This is a genomic window from Acinetobacter sp. SAAs474, assembly GCF_032823475.1.
Classification (GTDB): Bacteria; Pseudomonadota; Gammaproteobacteria; order Pseudomonadales; family Moraxellaceae; genus Acinetobacter.
Map to the genome: position 1 here is coordinate 67,227 of NZ_CP127915.1, position 18,154 is coordinate 85,380.

An 18,154-nucleotide genomic window follows, 5' to 3' on the forward strand; every position below is an offset into this window, starting at 1 on the left:
AGTATTAGACATGACAATAGAGATTAAAAAATGAACACACTTGAATTTCATGCTTTCACTTTCAATGGCGTAGACGCACAAAAATTTCTGCAAGGTCAAGTGACATTAAATGTCGAACAACTCTCTGAGGGTCAAACACGTTATACAGGAATATGCAACTTAAAAGGTCGCTTAAAATTTGGTTTATGGTTAAACAAAATTGACACTGAACATTTTAAAATCATTGTTACTGCTGATCAGAGTGAAGCCTTCGCTAGCCATATTAAAAAATTTGCCGCTTTTTCCAAAGCAACACTCGATAATATTGGTACGGTTTATCCATTAATCGATGGTGAACATACGCAATTCTCTAGTACAACAACAGATATCACAGCATGGCAACATCAAGCCATTGAAAGTGGTCAAGCATGGATTTGTGCAGCCACTTCAGAAAAATTCCAACCACAAGAGTTACGCCTACATCAACGTGATGGTGTTCATTACGATAAAGGTTGTTATTTGGGACAAGAAATTGTGGCTCGTCTGTGGTTTAAAGCAAAACCAAAACACTGGTTACATCTCATACAAGGTCAAGGCGCAACACCGGACGCTGCAACTGAGATCACAAAAGACGTTGAGGTGGTCAATAGTATTGCCATCACCGATGGATATAAAGCTTTGGTGGTGGCCAAACCTGATGCATTAGCTGAATTACTCTCTGTACAGATCTTAGCCTTACCTGATGCGCTAAATGGTGATGTAGCACGTCCTCAAGCATAGGATAAAACTCATCATAATAAATCAAATAGAGGGAAAGTTGACAAGATCAATTTTCTCTCCGTAAGCCTATAGCATGGTGTTTAGAAATAAGATGATCAGGTTTATATTAGGTCCACCAAAGTGTAATTAAACCACTAATGACGGTAAAGCCCAAAATCGTACTCATCAATAATGGTGTTAATGCTCTGGCATTTAATCCATATACCTGTCCAAGTATTGCAAATAGCGTAGGCATTGGTAATGCCGCAATAATCGTACCGGCATAAATCATTTCTTGATCTACATCAGTTAAATAACTTAATCCTAAAAAAACCAGCAACGGCATTAAAATATTACTGGAAAAAACAATATAACAACTGGCTAAATTGACATATTTTAAAGTCATTCCCACCATACCACCACCAATTGCAAATAATGCCAGAGGTGATGCAGCTTGCCCTAAAAGCTTTAATACATCATCCAAATAATGAGGAATAGTCAGTTGTAATACCGAACAGCTCATCCCCAATACAACGGCCATAAATAAAGGATTTTTAACGAGCATCAACAAGGTATTTTTAATGATCATCGCAACAGGCATCTTTGTTTGCATACCCACTTCAGCCAATATTAATACCAGTGGTAATAACAATACACTTTCAATAATCACCACCAATGAGGTATACATCATGGCTTTTTCACCCATTAACAATGTCAATACTGCCGTACCAATTAAACCAGTATTCGACATCGCAGCACCCAGTGAAAATACGGATGTTTCTGAACGATTATATTGAAAATATTTTAAAACCAGCCAGTAAGCACTACCATACAAAATAAAAGTAATGGATGCATATACGATGAAATATTCTGCAAACCATATTTCATCAAGTTTCTTTGCTGCAAGCGATTGAAAAAATAATGCAGGTAAAGCAATTTTAATCACAAATGTGCCAATAGCCGCAATTTGTATTTGATTTAATAACCTGAGTCTTAGCGATAAATATCCGAGACAAAGTAAAATAAAAATCGGAATAATGACAGCCAAAACCATTAAAATTATGTCCTTACAGCGAGTGATAGCGTATGAGGTGATTGCATTCTATTCAGCAACCCTCTTTATCACACTCAATGATAAAAAGATGAGAGTCAAGAGAATGAGGGGGGGATGACTCACGCAGGATCAGCACATTTTAAAACCACAAAGGGTTACAATGTCATCTATCCGCGTGGTCATCCAATCAATATCATAGATCAAAACAATCTTGATTGGATTCTATTGATAGCATGCAATACAGCAATCCATCAGGAGTAATCATCCCATATTAATTAAAGTCGCTATCCACGCCAATATTTAAAAAGAATGAAATAAATCCTTTAATCCATGTGGTTGACATCTTAAATACTGGGGCGCAATTGCAATTTTTTCATCCAGTGCAGCTGCTGCATGCCATGGCCAATTCGGATCATAAAGAATTGCACGTGCAATTGCGATTGCATCTGCTTGCTGCTGTTGCAAAATTTCTTCTGCCTGTATTGGATCAGTAATTAATCCAACAGCAATGACCGGGATTTGCACATATTGCTTAATCGCATGTGCAAATGGTACCTGATAACCTGGCTGTACTTCAATTTTTTGTTGTGCATCTAGACCACCACTCGATACATGGATATAGGCTGCACCTAATTGCTCTAATTGCTGTGCCAATAAAATAGATGAATCAAGATCCCAACTCGGCTGTTCAGCAACCCAATCTGTTGCCGAAATACGTACACCAACAGGATAGTGAGCTGGTAAAGCCTGCTTTATCGCCTGAAAAACCTCTAAAGTAAAGCGAATACGTTCAGCAAAACCACCCCCATAACCATCTGTACGCTGATTGGTTAAAGGTGACATAAATTGGTGTAATAAATACCCATGCGCTGCATGTATCTCAATAATATCAAAACCGGCATCAACAGCTCGAATCGCTGCTGCAACAAAATCCTGAATAATCGTGTGAATTTCCGCAACAGTTAATGCATGAGGTGGAACATCTGTAGTATGAAAAGGCAGATCGGTTGCAGAGACCGTTAACCATCCTTGAGGATTATCTGGAGGTAATTGTCCACCTCCTTCCCATGGACGACGCACAGAGGCCTTACGTCCAGCATGCGCTAATTGCACGCCCATTGGCATAGGGGAGATCGATTTGAGTTCAGCTAAAAGCTGCTGCATTTTATGTGCTTGATGGTCATTCCATAAGCCCAGATCAGCATAACTAATACGCCCTTCAGCATGTACAGCGGTGGCCTCAATAAGACATAATCCTGCACCTGATAAAGCATATTTAGCCCATTGTTGCTGATGCCAATAGCTCACCTCGCCCTGCGCTGTTGCTGAATATTGACACATCGGTGCAATGATAATTCGATTGTCGAGCTGTAAACTTCCCAATTGCATCGCTTGAAATAATAATGACATACTGTCCTCTACGCTTGATTTTGTAATTTGACATCCACCAATATAGTTTTCATTAATCATTTAAGCTATATTTGAGCTGCTTTACCTTAACTATTTTGTCACTTTCTCGCTTTACGATAAAAACAAATTAATTTTACGATTAATCCTACAATATCATAACAATTTTTCTCATAAAACACCTAAATCATCAGCAGTTAAGTGATGTTTTAAATACCTTGATCCACTTTCTTTAGCTGGGCGGCCATTTTATTCAGCATTATGATCATGCTGAATATTGCTTGTATTTCATGATCATTAACCCAATATTAAAGCTATTGTTTCACCATGATGATGCCTTATGCCTGAGTTACCAGAAGTCGAAACCACCAAAATTAGCTTAGAACCTTTATTAGATCATACTGTGCTGGCTGTAACTGTTCGACAACCCAGCTTAAGATGGCCCATTCCTGAAGACATCCAACAATTGGTTGGACAAAAACTATGCCGATTATCTCGACGCTCTAAGTATATTGTGGCTGAATTTGAACAGCATCATATGCTGTGGCACTTAGGGATGTCAGGTAGCTTTCGATTATGCCAACACCATGAAGCATTAAAAAAACATGACCATATTATTTTTAAATTTGCTGATCTAGAATTACGTTATCATGATCCGCGCCGCTTTGGCTGCCTGATCTGGTTAGATCCACATACACAGCATAAACTGCTTGATCCACTCGGACCAGAACCTCTTGATGATACATTTAATACGGTATATTTAAGTGAAAAGCTCAAACATAAACGTGTAGCGATTAAAATGGCCATCATGGATAACCATATTGTTGTCGGAGTCGGTAATATTTATGCCACGGAAAGTTTATTTAATTTAGGTATTCATCCAGCCCAACCTGCCTCAACCCTAACCACTGTACAAATTCATCAACTGGTCATTGAAATTAAACGTATTCTCAAGCAAGCCATTCAATTGGGTGGCTCAACACTACGAGACTATACTAATGCTATGGGAGAAAACGGCTATTTTCAACAAACCTTATTGGCGTATGGCCGCAGTGGCGAGATGTGTGTCAATTGTGAAACAACCTTACAAAATATCAAATTAGGCCAACGTGCAAGTGTATTTTGTCCACAATGTCAGCCCTTGATCAACATCAAAGCAAGTAAATGAGGTGATTTATGAAAATGGCCATCGTACGTCATATTTTAGTCAAAGATAAAACTTTGGCAGAACAACTACGGCAAAAAATTAAGCATGGTGCTGATTTTACAAAAATTGCCAAACAATACTCTACCTGTCCCTCAGCAAAAAAAGGAGGTGAATTAGGTGAAGTAAAACCTAAACAACTGGTTGCAAGTATCGATAAAGCCGTATTTAGTCTTGCAGAGCATGAATTACATGGCCCCATCAAAAGCCCATTTGGCTGGCATTTACTCGAAATCAAATTTCGTATGGATTTCTAAATCTCAGTCTCTTTTAACATAAAAACGGCATATCATATGCCGTTTTTTCTATGATGTAAGTAGATATTTATCACGATAACATACCGCTAGATGATTAATTTTTACGTTTTAATTCATCACGAATTTCACGTAATAATGCAATATCTTCAGGGGTTGGGGCTGGTGCAGCAGGCTTTTTATCTTCTTTAATATGTAGTTTATTCATTAATTTAACCAATAAAAATACCACCCATGCTAACAAAATAAAATTGATTAAAATCGTAATAAAATTACCGTAGGCAAATACATTTAATCCTGCTGCTTTTGCGGCAGCAAGATTACTAATGTTATTTGGATTATCACCCAATACAATAAACCAGTTTGAATAATCAACCTTTCCACCTAAAATCCAAGATACAAATGGCATAATTAAATCAGTGACCGTTGAATCAATAATTTTATTGAATGCGCCACCAATAATGACACCTACCGCCAAATCCATGACACTGCCACGCATCGCAAAGGCTTTAAACTCTTGAATCATACCCATATTTATCTCCTATCATGTTCTTAATGACTGCTCATCTCATTAGGACTGATTGTAACTCACAGTCATATCAACTCATTATTTCAATTTTTTCAGTAACTTTTAACATTAAGGTATATAAAAAAACGCCAACTGACTGTTGGCGTTTTTTTACTTTTCTTCAAAAAGATTATTTACTACGATTACGCTTACGTTCGTTTTCAGTTAACCAACGTTTACGAATACGAATAGATTTTGGTGTTACTTCTACCAACTCATCATCTTCAATAAACTCGAGTGCTTGCTCAAGTGTAAACTCAACAGCTGGTGTTAAGGTTAATGCTTCATCTGTACCAGAAGCACGAACGTTTGTTAACTGTTTTGCTTTGGTTGGGTTAACAACCATATCGTCTGAACGAGAGTTTACACCGACGATCATTCCTTCATACACTTCAAGCTGTGGTTTAGCAAATAAACGACCACGATCTTGCAGGGTAAACAATGCATAACCCAAACAAGTTCCTTGAACCATAGAAATCAGTACACCGTTTTGACGTTTTGCCACAGTACCCTGTTTTGCAGGACCGTAATGAGCAAAGCTTGATGTCATAATCCCCGTACCAGACGTCATCGTCATAAATTCAGAACGGAAACCAATTAAACCACGTGAAGGTACGGTTGCTTCAATACGGATACGGCCTTTACCGTCAACTTCCATATTGGTCATCTCACCTTTACGATGGCCCATTTGCTCCATGACAGCACCTTGATGTTGTTCTTCAACATCGAAAGTGACATTTTCATACGGTTCTTGCATTTCACCGTCGATTTCTTTCATGATCACTTGTGGACGAGATACACCCATCTCAAAGCCTTCACGACGCATGGTTTCAATTAAAACAGATAAATGAAGCTCACCACGACCAGATACTTTAAAACGGTCAGGACTATCGGTATCTTCTACACGCAATGCCACGTTGTGGATCAATTCACGATCTAAACGCTCACGAATATTACGTGAAGTGACAAATTTACCTTCTTTACCAGCAAACGGTGAGTTGTTGACTTGGAATGTCATCGATACCGTCGGTTCATCTACAGATAATGCAGGTAATGCTTCAACATTTTTCGGATCACAAATTGTGTCAGAAATATTTAATGCATCAATACCAGTAATACAAACGATATCACCTGCTTGAGCTGATTCAACATCAATACGCTCTAAGCCATGGTAGCCCATGATTTTTAAAATACGGCCATTACGGGTATTGCCATCTTTATCAACTACAGTCACTTGAGTATTCAATTTAACTGAACCACGTTGAATACGACCTACACCAATTACACCCACGAAACTATTATAGTCAAGTGAAGAAATTTGCATTTGGAATGGACCGTCAACATCGACTGCTGGTGGCTCAACAATGTCTACAATCGTTTGGAACAATGGTGTCATATCTTCAGCAAGTTCTTCAGGAGAAGGACCAGCAACACCACGTAAACCCGATGCATACACGACTGGGAAGTCGAGTTGTTCATCCGTACCACCCAAGTTATCAAACAAATCGAATACTTGATCAATCACCCAATCAGGACGTGCACTTGGTTTATCGACTTTATTGATAATCACAATTGGCTTTAAACCACGTGCAAAGGCTTTTTGTGTCACAAAACGTGTTTGTGGCATTGGACCTTCTTGTGAGTCAACCAATAATAGTACGCAGTCTACCATAGACATCACACGTTCAACTTCACCACCAAAGTCGGCGTGTCCCGGGGTGTCGACGATGTTAATACGGTATTCTGTATCAGTACGTTTATCTAACCATTTAATCGCAGTGTTTTTAGCAAGAATGGTAATCCCACGCTCTGACTCTAGCGCGTTAGAATCCATGACACGCTCAATCTCGCCCGCTCGTTCACCGAGTGCACCCGATTGCTGTAAAAGTTTATCTACAAGAGTTGTTTTACCGTGGTCAACGTGCGCAATAATGGCAATGTTGCGAAGAGTTTTAATATCTGACATGTAAATTCGATACGCTTTAAATTTGAGGGCAAATTATACAGAAAAAACTTAACTTTTTATAGTGACAGTTTATTGACATTAACAATTTTTTTATCTTTAGCATGCGCTTTTCATTTTATAAATAAATCTAATCAGATTAGAATACCGCCATCTCGCCTTTATTTGCTGTATTTCATGTCAGATTTAAATCAATCCCAAGATCAAAAAGATCAACTTGATCTGGTTTATGGATTAAATGATCGTCCATCTCCTTTAATTGCATTTTTAGCCGCATTTCAACATCTACTTGCCATTATTGTGCCTATCGTTACACCTGGCTTATTAATCTGTTTAGCCTTAGGTGTGTCAAAACAAGATACCAATATGATTTTATCGATGTCATTGGTGATCTCTGGTATTGCAACATTCTTGCAATGTAAAAAAGTCGGACCATTTGGTGCCGGTTTATTGATTGTACAAGGTACAAGCTTTAATTTTATTGGTCCTATTATTGGAATTGGTTCTGCAATGGTGGCAGCAGGAACACCTGTAGAAACTGTTATGGCCTCTATTTTTGGTGTCGTCATTGCGGGTGCCTTTATCGAAATGGGGGTATCACAAATCTTGCCTTGGATTAAAAAGCTGATTACACCGCTGGTTACCGGGATTGTCGTATTACTGATTGGTTTAACTTTAATTAAAGAAGGACTCATCAGTATGGGGGGTGGCTATCAGGCCATGAGCGATAAAACTTTTGCCAATGCAGATAACTTAATCATGTCATGTACCGTACTGGCACTGATTATTTTATTAAATCGCGTTCGTATCACTTGGATTAAAAGTTCAGCGATTTTAATTGCTTTAGTGTGTGGCTATATTCTCGCTGCCTTTATGGGACATCTAGACTTTTCTAACTTAGCAGATGCACCACTAATCCAAGTTCCCACACCAATGCATTTTGGTTTAGATTTCTCTTGGAGTCTATTTATTCCTATGGCCTTTATTTATCTGGTAACTTCACTTGAAGCAATTGGTGATATTACCGCAACCTCCAAGCTATCTAACCAGCCAGTCGATGGTCCACAATGGATGCAACGCATTAAAGGTGGCGTATTGGTGAATGGTGCTAACTCTTTTTTAGCTGGAATTTTTAATACTTTTCCAAGTTCTGTTTTTGCACAAAATAATGGTGTCATTCAATTAACAGGTGTAGCGAGTCGCTATATTGGTATTTGGATTGCCATATTATTGATTATTCTCGGCTTATTACCTGTTGTTTCTGGCGTGATCCAAGCTGTACCACAAGCGGTACTGGGTGGTGCCGTCATGGTGATGTTTGGGGCTGTTGCTGCTTCTGGGATCAATATTTTATCCAGTATCCGCTTAGATCGTCGTGCATTATTAATTATTGCTATTTCATTGGCTTTGGGTTTAGGTGTAGCACAAGTACCACAAATTTTAGAACATCTTCCCGAATTATTCCGTAATATCTTTAGTTCTGGTGTTGCCACTGGCGGTATTGCGGCATTAATTCTCAATATTGTTTTACCTGAAACCCATAAGTAATTTTATAAACATGATCACACTGTTCAAAGCAATTTTGAGCAGTGTTTTTTATGAGAATGAGTGGTAAATATGGATCCAAGAAGTGAAGTCGTCATTCGACAACAAGATCATCTTCAGGGGCGAGTATTATTTATTAATGCGCCGAATGATCAGTTACTTAATATGATCAGCTCAGATATTCAAGCCAGTATTTGGACTTGGAATTATGCTGATTTTCTTGCGTTTAAAAAAAATGATTTCAATGTTCATTTTGGGATTGAGTTCGCATCACAAGATTTTGATCAGGTGGTTATTTTTGTCCCCAAATCTAAAGAGCTGCTGCATTATATTCTTCATTTAATTGCCAGTCATTTTCCGACCCAAAGCGCTGTTTTCTTAGTGGGTGAAAAAAAAGGTGGTGTTGAACGTGCAGCAAAACAACTTCAAGTACTTGGACCATGTCTTAAACTGGACAGTGCTCGACATTGTCAATTCTGGCAAGCATCGCTAACAATACCACAAGAGAAAACGTCTTTAACGCAATGGATCAAACATTATGATATTGACGTAAATGGACAAAAAATAACGGTTTATGCATTACCTGGTGTTTTTAGTCAAGCCAAGCTTGATATTGGAACAGCTGTACTTTTACCGTATCTCAAACAGGTAAAATCAGGTAAAATCGCAGACTTTGGTTGTGGGGCGGGTGTAATTGCTTGCTATTTAGCCAAGCTAAATCAGCAAAATTATATTTATGCGTCAGATATTGATGCTTTTGCGCTGTATTCAACTCAGCTCACGTTTGAACGTAATGGCATTGATGCAACTCAGTTTCAACTTCTCCCTGTTGCAAATTTGAGCGATCTCCCGACTGAACTGGATGCCATTGTCAGCAATCCGCCATTTCATCAAGGTATTCATACCCATTACGATGCGAGTGAACGTCTGTGTACACAATCAAAACATTATCTAAACTCAAATGGTGAACTCTGGATTGTGGCCAACCGCTTTCTCAATTACCCCATTTTAATTGAACAGCATTTTGGTCAATGTAAAGTGATGACAGACCAAAATGGCTTTAAGGTGCTTTATGCCTGTGTTTAATCATATAAAAAAGGAAACACCATGAGCGAGAATCAATCTGCACATTTAAAGCGTAAGCTAAGTGCACGCCATTTAAATATGATTGCGATTGGTGGCTCTATCGGTACTGGCTTATTTCTAGCTTCTGGTGAAACAATTGCAAATGCTGGCCCTGGTGGTGCCTTATTGGCCTATTGTCTAATTGGGATTATGATTTATTTCTTAATGACCAGTTTGGGCGAGCTGGCAACACACAATCCCACCTCAGGTGCCTTTTTTACCTATGGCACCAAATACGTCGATGGTGGCTTTGGCTTTGCCTTAGGCTGGAACTATTGGTACAACTGGGCAATTACTGTTGCATTTGAATTGGTTGCCGTACAATTTATTATGAAGTTCTGGTTTCCAGATCTTCCCGGCTTCTATTGGAGTGCCCTCTTCCTTGCCATTATTTTTGCCATCAATGCGCTCACGGTAAAAGGTTTTGGTGAAAGTGAATTTGTTTTCTCCTTAGTTAAAGTTCTCGCGATTATTGTTTTTATTATCATTGGTATTGCCATGATTGTAAAAATCATGATGACCCCTGATGCGCATGCCTTTGCCAACTGGACTCTGGGTGAAGCACCTTTTGTCGGTGGCTTACAGGCTATGATTGGTGTTGCCATGATTGCAGGATTCTCCTTTCAAGGCACAGAAATGGTTGGGGTCGCAGCAGGTGAATCCAAAGATCCTAAGAAAACGATTCCACTGGCCATTAAACAAATTTTTTGGCGCATCTTACTGTTTTATGTCGTATGTATTTTTATTATCGGTACACTGATTCCCTATACAGATCCATTCCTGTTACAAGCGGCATCAAGTGACAACATTGCTCTTTCACCATTTACATTATTATATGAAAAAGCAGGTTTTGCCTTTGCTGCCAGTCTGATGAATGCCGTTATTCTCACCGCTATTCTGTCTGCTGGTAATTCAGGAATGTATTCCTCTACACGAATGCTATTTGATATGGCACGTCATCAGCGCGCACCAAAATGGTTTGCCAAACTCGATTCTCGTGGCGTACCAATGAATGCGTTATATGCAACAACAGCAATTGCAGCCTTATGTTTTTTAACTACATTTATTGGTGAACAGCAAGTCTTTAACTGGTTACTGAATATCTCGGGTATGTGTGGGTTTATTGTCTGGCTCGGTATTGCCGTATCGCATTATCGCTTTCGTAAAGGTTATTTAGCGCAAGGATATAAACTTGAAGACTTGGCATATAAAGCCAAATTTTTCCCTTTTGCACCTTGGTTTGCCTTTACACTCTGTTCTGTGATTATTTTAGGACAAAACTACCAAGCATTTATGGGGGGGAAAATCGATTGGTTAGGCCTGATTTCGACCTATATCAGTATTCCATTGTTTTTAGCCATTTGGCTCGGCTATAAATGGAAATATAAAACCAAACTGATTTCCTATCAAAACATGGATGTTAAACCTGCAAAACTTGATGATGATTAAATAGTTGAGTATTTAGTAAAATCAATATGCTGTACTAGACCCTATGAGTATACCGCTACTTATAGGGTTTTTTTATGAGATGATATTTAAAAATTGAGTTGGCCTAATATCAACATCTTGATTTAAATTACCTCATTATCTACCCATAAACTTAGCACTCAAGACCTTATATTTATCTTATAATCAATAAGGTTATCGCAGTAATTATCTTATTTCATCATACGCGTAATTTTTATGGTTGCTCAAATTTAGATAGCCTATCACGACGAAAAAACCGTATAGCGCAAATTAAATTGTTTAGCACCTATCCGCTATTCGTTCATAACAGTTAATACTGTTTGACACTGTGAATGATATTATTTTGACCTTCCTTTCATATACTGAGCGATCTCATCCTTAGACAGCAATTCGCCTTTTCTAGATCCCTAAACCTTAAATCATTCACCACGTTACAGATAAAATTAAGCTTAAGTGCTAATTGATTGAGCACCTTGCAATATTGCTCTTTGATACGAAATTAACTGTTTTCATCGCCAAATATCAACACAAGAAAAATATCTATAAGCTTGCACAATAGGCCATCACCTCATATTTTGTGATATGGCTTACCTGATATCGATACCTTTAAAAAGGGTACTTTTACGCTCAATTTGATAAAAAAAACGACCCTTAAGGGTCGTTTTTTAGATCATCAGTTCAAATTATTGTTGAACTTGAGATGCTGGAACTGTACGGCTACCAGAAATCGTTGCAAATACACGACGGTTCATTGCACGACCTTCAGCAGTACTGTTGCTTGCAATTGGATCATTCCAAGCAAAGCCTTCAGTTGCTAAACGAGATGGATCAACGTTATATTCGTTTACAAGTGCTGATTTTACAGAGTTAGCACGAGCTAAAGATAAACGTTGGTTCAACGCTAATGGACCAGTGTTATCAGTATAACCTTTGATGTTAGCAGTCGCATTTGGATACTCAACTAACTTCTCAGCAACTTTAGCAATTTCTGGTTGGTATTGTGGTTTGATGTTTGATTTGTTTGTATCAAAGAACACACGAAGTTCCATGTTCAAATCTTCAACCAAATCTTGTGGCGGTGGAGTAACTGGAGCAATCACTTCAACTTCAGCAACTTCAACTACAGGAGCAGCAGGTTTTAAGTGGCCGCCAAGTACGACATTAAGACCAGCAAGTGCTGTATAGTTCCAGTTTTTAACTGCTTCGTTATAAGTTGCACGTGCTTCAGTACGAAGAGATAAAGCATCGTTTAAGCGCCAGAATGCACCAACACCTGCGTTACCAACAGTACCTTCTCTTTCGTCGATACCGCTTGCGCCATCTTCAAATTTTACTTTAGCATGACCTGCACCTAACAATACGTAAGGCTTGATTTTGCTGTCATAATCTTTAGTAATAAGATCAGATGTTACATAGAAGTTACCAGCAACAATACTTTGTTTGTATTTGCCTAGCTTGTCAAAATCACGCGCGCCTGCAGCTCTAGAATCAACATCACCTTTAACTTGGCTATATTCAGCTTCAAAGCCTAACCATGGTGTTAATTCAACACCAAGCGCAGCACCAGCAAAGACATCATCTTTAAGTTTGATATCGCCAGCTGCATTTGCATTATCTTTATTATAATCTTTCAAAGAATCTTGGAAAGTATAACCAAGTAACAACGGAGTAACAGTTACACCTGCATTTGCAGCAGCTAATGGAGCAGCTACGAGCATTGCTAACGCAATACGGCTCATTTTCATGGATTTATCCTCCAGAGATAACATTATTTTTCAAGTACAAGCCTAAACTTTGTCTATCCTGAGATAGGCTTTTACCCCAGTTTTTAAGCTAGTCACTATGAATCATACAAACACTTTGAGTCTTTTCCAAGTGGTTGATAGTTTTAATCCAGCAAATTATTGACAAAATTACTTACAAATTCCGTTGTAATTACGTAAATTTTACTAAATTTTCCGCAGTGAATAGCTTAAGCTAATCTTTTGGTTCAGTTTTATTCTACCATTCTTTCTTAAATTTCAAGAAATAAATCTTTTAAAAAAAATTTAATTTTTCAAAAAAAGCAACATAAGACAATGTTTTATAATAAAAATTTAGGGTTATGTCTCATTGAAGTTTTCATAGTATTGGCTATTTTAATATTATGTGCAAGCCTCATTTTCCCTTACTTTCAACATCTGTGGGCCAGACAAGAGTTATCACAAGTCACGCATCATCTCTATCAACAGATTCATCTGGCTAAAAATGCAGCTCAATTAAGACATAGCAACATCATATTGTGTTGCTCTCATCAGGGCCAACAATGTGAACTGAATTGTTGGCATCGACAATCGATTGTCTTCGCAGATCTTAATCAAAATCGTCAAATAGACCCGAATGAACCCATCTTGGATCATCGACAGCTTAATTTAAAGTATGGTCAGTTAAACTGGCATGGTGCATTACGTTCACCGTGTATTGTCTTTAAGGCCCACCTTGGCCACCCAATCGGATATAACGGCAGCTTTTACTATCAAAGCCATATACTCCCATTACAACAGCGAATTATCTTAAGCAAAACAGCACATATTCGAGTCGAAATAGCAACACTAGAGCAAAACTGATCAGTCTAACGATCTCGACTTTAATTGATCAACTTATTCCGTATAATTTTGTCAATCATGATAAACATGATGGAGAATGAAGACTATGCTCAACTATCGCTTGTTTATGATATTAGCACCTCACTCCCCTACATGTGCATGCTAGATTGTCATCTATTGATCATCATCGATAAAATAGTTTGAGATAAACTTACATTGCCATCATGCTATTGAATTGGGCTTGAATATCGACCTATTGATTACTTGATCTATTTTTAGCTGCGACAATCGATCAACAACAGAAGCAAATGATATTCAAGCATGAAAATATGGTTTTGCAAGGTAGTGACGCCATATTCAACCCTATAGATAATTACTCAGCATAAAAATTCAATCGACAAGGAAAAATACCAATGACAGATATCGTTATTCTCAGCGGTGCACGTACTGCAATGGGCGGTTTTCAAGGTAGCCTATCCAGCATTAGTGCACCTCAACTCGGTGCATTAACCATTCAAGAAGCGCTACATCGCTCGGGTTTACAAGCAACAGATATCGATGAAGTCATTATGGGTTGTGTTTTACCCGCTGGCTTAAAACAAGGACCTGCACGTCAAGCGATGCGTCAAGCTGGCTTAGCAGACAGTATTGGTGCAACCACCATCAATAAACTTTGTGGTTCCGGAATGAAAGCGGTGATGCAAGCTGCCGATGCAATTAAGGCAGGCTCTGCACATGCCATTATCGCGGGTGGCATGGAGTCGATGAGCAATGCACCTTATGTCCTTACCCAAGCACGTGCAGGTTACAGAATGGGCCACGGTGAAATAAAGGACCATATGTTTTTTGATGGTCTAGAAGATGCAGAAACTGGACGCTTAATGGGAGGATTTGCTCAAGACATGGCAGATAATCGAGCATATACGCGTCAACAGATGGATGAATTTGCGATTCGCTCTTTAAAACGTGCACAACATGCAATCACTGCTGGTTATTTTAATGATGAAATCGTCGCAGTCCCTATCACCACACGTCAGGGTGATAGCGTGATTACACAAGATGAGCAACCCCTGAATGCAAATCTCGAAAAAATTCCAACGTTACGTCCAGCCTTTGCAAAAAATGGCAGTATTACCGCAGCAAACTCCAGCTCAATTTCAGATGGTGCTTCTGCCTTAGTGATTAGCTCTGCCGCATATGCAGCAGCAAAACAGCAAACACCTTTAGCTAAAATCATTGCTTATAGCTCACACTCACAACATCCTGCAGAGTTTACTATTGCACCTATCGGTGCGATTGAAAAACTCTTAAAAAAAACTGGCTGGCATATTGACGATGTAGATCTTTGGGAAATTAATGAAGCCTTTGCCATGGTGACGATGGCTGCAATCGATGCCTTTAAGCTTAATCCAGATCAAGTCAATATTCATGGTGGTGCATGTGCGCTAGGACATCCTGTTGGTTCTACAGGTTCACGTATTATTTTAAGCTTAATTTATGCATTAAAACGTACAGGCGGTAAAAAAGGCATTGCTAGCTTATGTATTGGCGGTGGTGAGGCAACAGCGATTGCGATTGAACTATGCTAACAAATAGGCATCGCTATCATAGATAATCCTACAACTATAATTATAATCAAAAAAGCTGGATACAATATCCAGCTTTTTAATCATGATTGCGATCAATCTTAGACGCGATTAAGCACCAGTTTGATAATGCGCCTGTAACACTGCTGTAGATGCTTGATAAGGTGCGGTAAAATCAGTTAAACCAGCAGCAGCTTCGTGAATATCCTTGCCGTCTTTAATGATAAAACTATCAAAACCTGCACGTTTCATATAGTTTAAGACATCTTTAAAGACATCGCCTGTTGCACGTAACTCACCCTGAAAACCTTGACGACGTAATAAAGCAGCAAAAGAATAACCTCGACCATCATTAAAGCCTGCAAATTCAATAAAAATTGCATCTAATTGCTGTAATGGAAATTGATGCGTTTCTGGTGAAGTTTCTACCGTGACATACAGTGCCTTTCTTCCTGAAACAGCATCAATTTGATCGAGTTGCTCTACCGTTAACAGAACATCACCTGCAGGTAATACACCATCTTCTGTAATCATTTGATAGCGATTATCAATCACTTGACCATCTTTTGTCAGTACTGGTCGTGCGAGATTAAGCATATGCACGCTCCTTAAACGGTTTAATTCCTACACGGCGATAAGTATCAATAAATGCTTCACCTTCACTGCGTAAATCCAAATAAGTATTTAAAATTTCTTCGATGACATCTGGCACCACTTCAGCCGCAAATGATGGTCCTAAAATATCTCCAATAGAAGCATCATGATCAGCATTACCGCCTAAGGTAATTTGATAAAACTCTGCACCTTTTTTATCCACACCTAAAATACCAATATTACCGACATGATGGTGACCACAAGCATTCATACAACCTGAAATATTAAGATCCAATTTACCTAAGTTATAAATCGTATCTAAATCATCAAAACGACGAGTAATTGCTTCAGAAATCGGAATTGATTTGGCATTGGCCAATGAACAAAAATCACCACCAGGACAGCAGATAATATCGGTAATAAAACCAATGTGTGCACGAGCAAGATTGTTTTTATCCAGAATTTTCCATAATTCAAACAAATCTTTTTGTGGTACATCAACCAAAGCAATATTTTGCTCATGGGTAGTACGTAACTCACCAAAGGTATAACGATCAGCCAGATCAGCGATTAAATTCATTTCCTCGCTCGTCATGTCACCAGGTGCAATACCTGCACGCTTTAACGAAATCGTGACAATACGATAGCCTGGTACTTTATGCGCATAGGTATTGATATTAAACCATTGCTTAAATTTTGCTTCTGCAGCAAAAAGCGCACTAAAATCCTCATTGGCATAATTTTGATATGCAAATGGCTTAAACTCTTCATCCAGTTTTTGTAAAATTTCAGGCTGAATTTTTAAGCTTTGCTGGGTATGAGCAAACTCAGCTTCAACTTTTTCTGCAAAAACTTCTGGAGTGAGTGCTTTAACTAAAATTTTAATACGTGCTTTATATTTATTATCACGACGACCATGCAGGTTATAAACACGTAAAACCGCCTCTAAATAAGCAATCAAATCTTCACGTGGTAAAAAGTCACGAATAAAACTACCAATGACAGGGGTACGACCTAAACCACCACCAACTTTAATTTTATAACCGATCTCTCCCGCCTCATTTTTAACGATATACACGCCGATATCGTGAAATGATGTTGCTGCACGATCTACTTCTTCGAGTGCAGAAACTGCGATTTTAAATTTACGCGGTAAAAAAGCAAACTCAGGATGAAAGGTTGACCATTGACGGATCAACTCACAGGTTGGACGTGGATCAGCAATTTCACCTGCCACCACACCTGCATACTGATCGGTGGTCGTATTTCGAATACAGTTACCCGAAGTTTGAATCGCATGCATTTGAACAGTTGCAAGTTCAGCCAACATATCAGGAACATTTTCAAGTGCCGGCCAGTTAAATTGAATATTCTGACGTGTTGATACATGGGCATAACCACGATCATACGCTTTAGCCAATTCCGCAACTTTACGCAGTTGTTTAGAATTCATTAAACCATAAGGCACAGCAATACGGAGCATAGGTGCATAACGTTGCACATATAGACCATTTTGTAGACGTAACGGGCGATACTCGTCTTCAGTCAATTTACCCGCTAAATAACGTTCCGTTTGATCACGGAACTGCGCAACACGTTCATTAATCAGTTGCTGATCAAAATCAGTATATAAATACATGGCGTACAGCTAGTAATTTCTATTATAACCAGTTAAGCATAACCAGATTTAATCTATCAATAAAATGCGTTTTTTACATATTTCATAGCGATTTTATTGATAAGTATATGTTTAACCGGATCACCAAGCCAAAATCACCATATTTTATTCAATATCAATCGATGAACTGGCCCTCACCCCTCAATGCTACTGCAATCATTTTCAGTCACCAGATCAATTTAAACAAAAGATACAGTTAAGATCATTTTAAACAATATGCTAAGCATCACATTTTTGAGCTAACTTAAAATTAATATTTTCAAATATATCAATTTGTTAAAATATTTTTATTGTTAAAAACAATGTATAATCCACCATTAAAGGATCCATAAAGATCTAAAAACAATGTCATCTTAAGCCATTTACCTTGATAGTTTCGGCAATTT

15 protein-coding genes are annotated in these 18,154 nt (G+C 38.4%); 8 read left to right on the forward strand and 7 right to left on the reverse strand.

The window, feature by feature from the left end; genetic code table 11:
• The first annotated feature begins 30 nt into the window (after positions 1-30).
• Positions 31-759 (forward strand): folate-binding Fe/S cluster repair protein, encoded by a 729-nt coding sequence (locus QSG86_RS01395; RefSeq protein ID WP_317032532.1) that lies wholly within the window; start codon positions 31-33, stop codon positions 757-759.
• A 106-nt stretch (positions 760-865) separates the two neighbouring features.
• Here QSG86_RS01395 and QSG86_RS01400 read toward each other — a convergent pair whose 3' ends face one another.
• Both QSG86_RS01400 and QSG86_RS01405 read right to left on the reverse strand, forming a co-directional pair.
• Complete coding sequence (locus QSG86_RS01400) at positions 866-1,792, reverse strand: AEC family transporter (RefSeq protein WP_317032533.1); 927 nt, start codon at positions 1,790-1,792, stop codon at positions 866-868.
• Between the two features lie 300 nt (positions 1,793-2,092).
• Positions 2,093-3,202 (reverse strand): NADH:flavin oxidoreductase/NADH oxidase, encoded by a 1,110-nt coding sequence (locus QSG86_RS01405; RefSeq protein ID WP_317032534.1) that lies wholly within the window; start codon positions 3,200-3,202, stop codon positions 2,093-2,095.
• Positions 3,203-3,539: 337 nt separating this feature from the next.
• Here QSG86_RS01405 and mutM point away from each other — a divergent pair, with 337 nt between their 5' ends.
• Both mutM and QSG86_RS01415 read left to right on the forward strand, forming a co-directional pair.
• Positions 3,540-4,367 carry a bifunctional DNA-formamidopyrimidine glycosylase/DNA-(apurinic or apyrimidinic site) lyase gene (gene mutM, locus QSG86_RS01410; protein ID WP_317032535.1) on the forward strand — a complete coding sequence of 276 codons (828 nt, stop codon included), beginning with the start codon at positions 3,540-3,542 and terminating at the stop codon, positions 4,365-4,367.
• 8 nt (positions 4,368-4,375) lie between these two features.
• Entirely contained in the window at positions 4,376-4,660 is a 285-nt protein-coding gene (locus QSG86_RS01415; RefSeq protein WP_317032536.1) for a peptidylprolyl isomerase, read from the forward strand.
• Positions 4,661-4,754: 94 nt separating this feature from the next.
• Here the strand turns inward: QSG86_RS01415 and mscL are convergent, their stop codons facing one another.
• Both mscL and typA read right to left on the reverse strand, forming a co-directional pair.
• On the reverse strand, positions 4,755-5,189 hold the full coding sequence (mscL, locus tag QSG86_RS01420; protein WP_317032537.1) for a large conductance mechanosensitive channel protein MscL: 435 nt from the start codon (positions 5,187-5,189) through the stop codon (positions 4,755-4,757).
• Positions 5,190-5,355: 166 nt separating this feature from the next.
• Positions 5,356-7,191 carry a translational GTPase TypA gene (gene typA / locus QSG86_RS01425; protein WP_317032538.1) on the reverse strand — a complete coding sequence of 612 codons (1,836 nt, stop codon included), beginning with the start codon at positions 7,189-7,191 and terminating at the stop codon, positions 5,356-5,358.
• Between the two features lie 174 nt (positions 7,192-7,365).
• Between typA and QSG86_RS01430 the strand changes: the two genes are divergently transcribed.
• The 3 genes from QSG86_RS01430 to QSG86_RS01440 all read left to right on the forward strand — a co-directional run bounded on the left by QSG86_RS01430 (position 7,366) and on the right by QSG86_RS01440 (position 11,307).
• Positions 7,366-8,736, forward strand: a complete 1,371-nt coding sequence (locus QSG86_RS01430; protein WP_317032539.1) for a uracil-xanthine permease family protein — start codon at positions 7,366-7,368, stop codon at positions 8,734-8,736.
• Positions 8,737-8,805: 69 nt separating this feature from the next.
• Positions 8,806-9,819 carry a class I SAM-dependent methyltransferase gene (locus QSG86_RS01435; RefSeq protein WP_317032540.1) on the forward strand — a complete coding sequence of 338 codons (1,014 nt, stop codon included), beginning with the start codon at positions 8,806-8,808 and terminating at the stop codon, positions 9,817-9,819.
• A gap of 21 nt (positions 9,820-9,840) precedes the next feature.
• On the forward strand, positions 9,841-11,307 hold the full coding sequence (locus tag QSG86_RS01440) for an amino acid permease (protein ID WP_317032541.1): 1,467 nt from the start codon (positions 9,841-9,843) through the stop codon (positions 11,305-11,307).
• Between the two features lie 701 nt (positions 11,308-12,008).
• On the opposite strand, the gene omp38 is transcribed toward QSG86_RS01440, so the two are convergent.
• Complete coding sequence (gene omp38 / locus QSG86_RS01445) at positions 12,009-13,070, reverse strand: outer membrane protein Omp38 (protein ID WP_317032542.1); 1,062 nt, start codon at positions 13,068-13,070, stop codon at positions 12,009-12,011.
• A gap of 333 nt (positions 13,071-13,403) precedes the next feature.
• Here omp38 and QSG86_RS01450 point away from each other — a divergent pair, with 333 nt between their 5' ends.
• Both QSG86_RS01450 and QSG86_RS01455 read left to right on the forward strand, forming a co-directional pair.
• Complete coding sequence (locus QSG86_RS01450) at positions 13,404-13,931, forward strand: Tfp pilus assembly protein FimT/FimU (RefSeq protein ID WP_317032543.1); 528 nt, start codon at positions 13,404-13,406, stop codon at positions 13,929-13,931.
• A gap of 392 nt (positions 13,932-14,323) precedes the next feature.
• Positions 14,324-15,499: a thiolase family protein gene (locus tag QSG86_RS01455; RefSeq protein WP_317032544.1), complete on the forward strand. Its 1,176-nt coding sequence runs from the start codon at positions 14,324-14,326 to the stop codon at positions 15,497-15,499.
• A 108-nt stretch (positions 15,500-15,607) separates the two neighbouring features.
• Here QSG86_RS01455 and QSG86_RS01460 read toward each other — a convergent pair whose 3' ends face one another.
• Both QSG86_RS01460 and QSG86_RS01465 read right to left on the reverse strand, forming a co-directional pair.
• Positions 15,608-16,093, reverse strand: a complete 486-nt coding sequence (locus QSG86_RS01460) for a DUF934 domain-containing protein (RefSeq protein ID WP_317032545.1) — start codon at positions 16,091-16,093, stop codon at positions 15,608-15,610.
• Positions 16,086-17,729, reverse strand: a complete 1,644-nt coding sequence (locus tag QSG86_RS01465) for a nitrite/sulfite reductase (protein WP_317032546.1) — start codon at positions 17,727-17,729, stop codon at positions 16,086-16,088. The genes QSG86_RS01460 and QSG86_RS01465 overlap by 8 nt, the downstream gene beginning before the upstream one ends.
• Between the last annotated feature and the right edge of the window lie 425 nt (positions 17,730-18,154).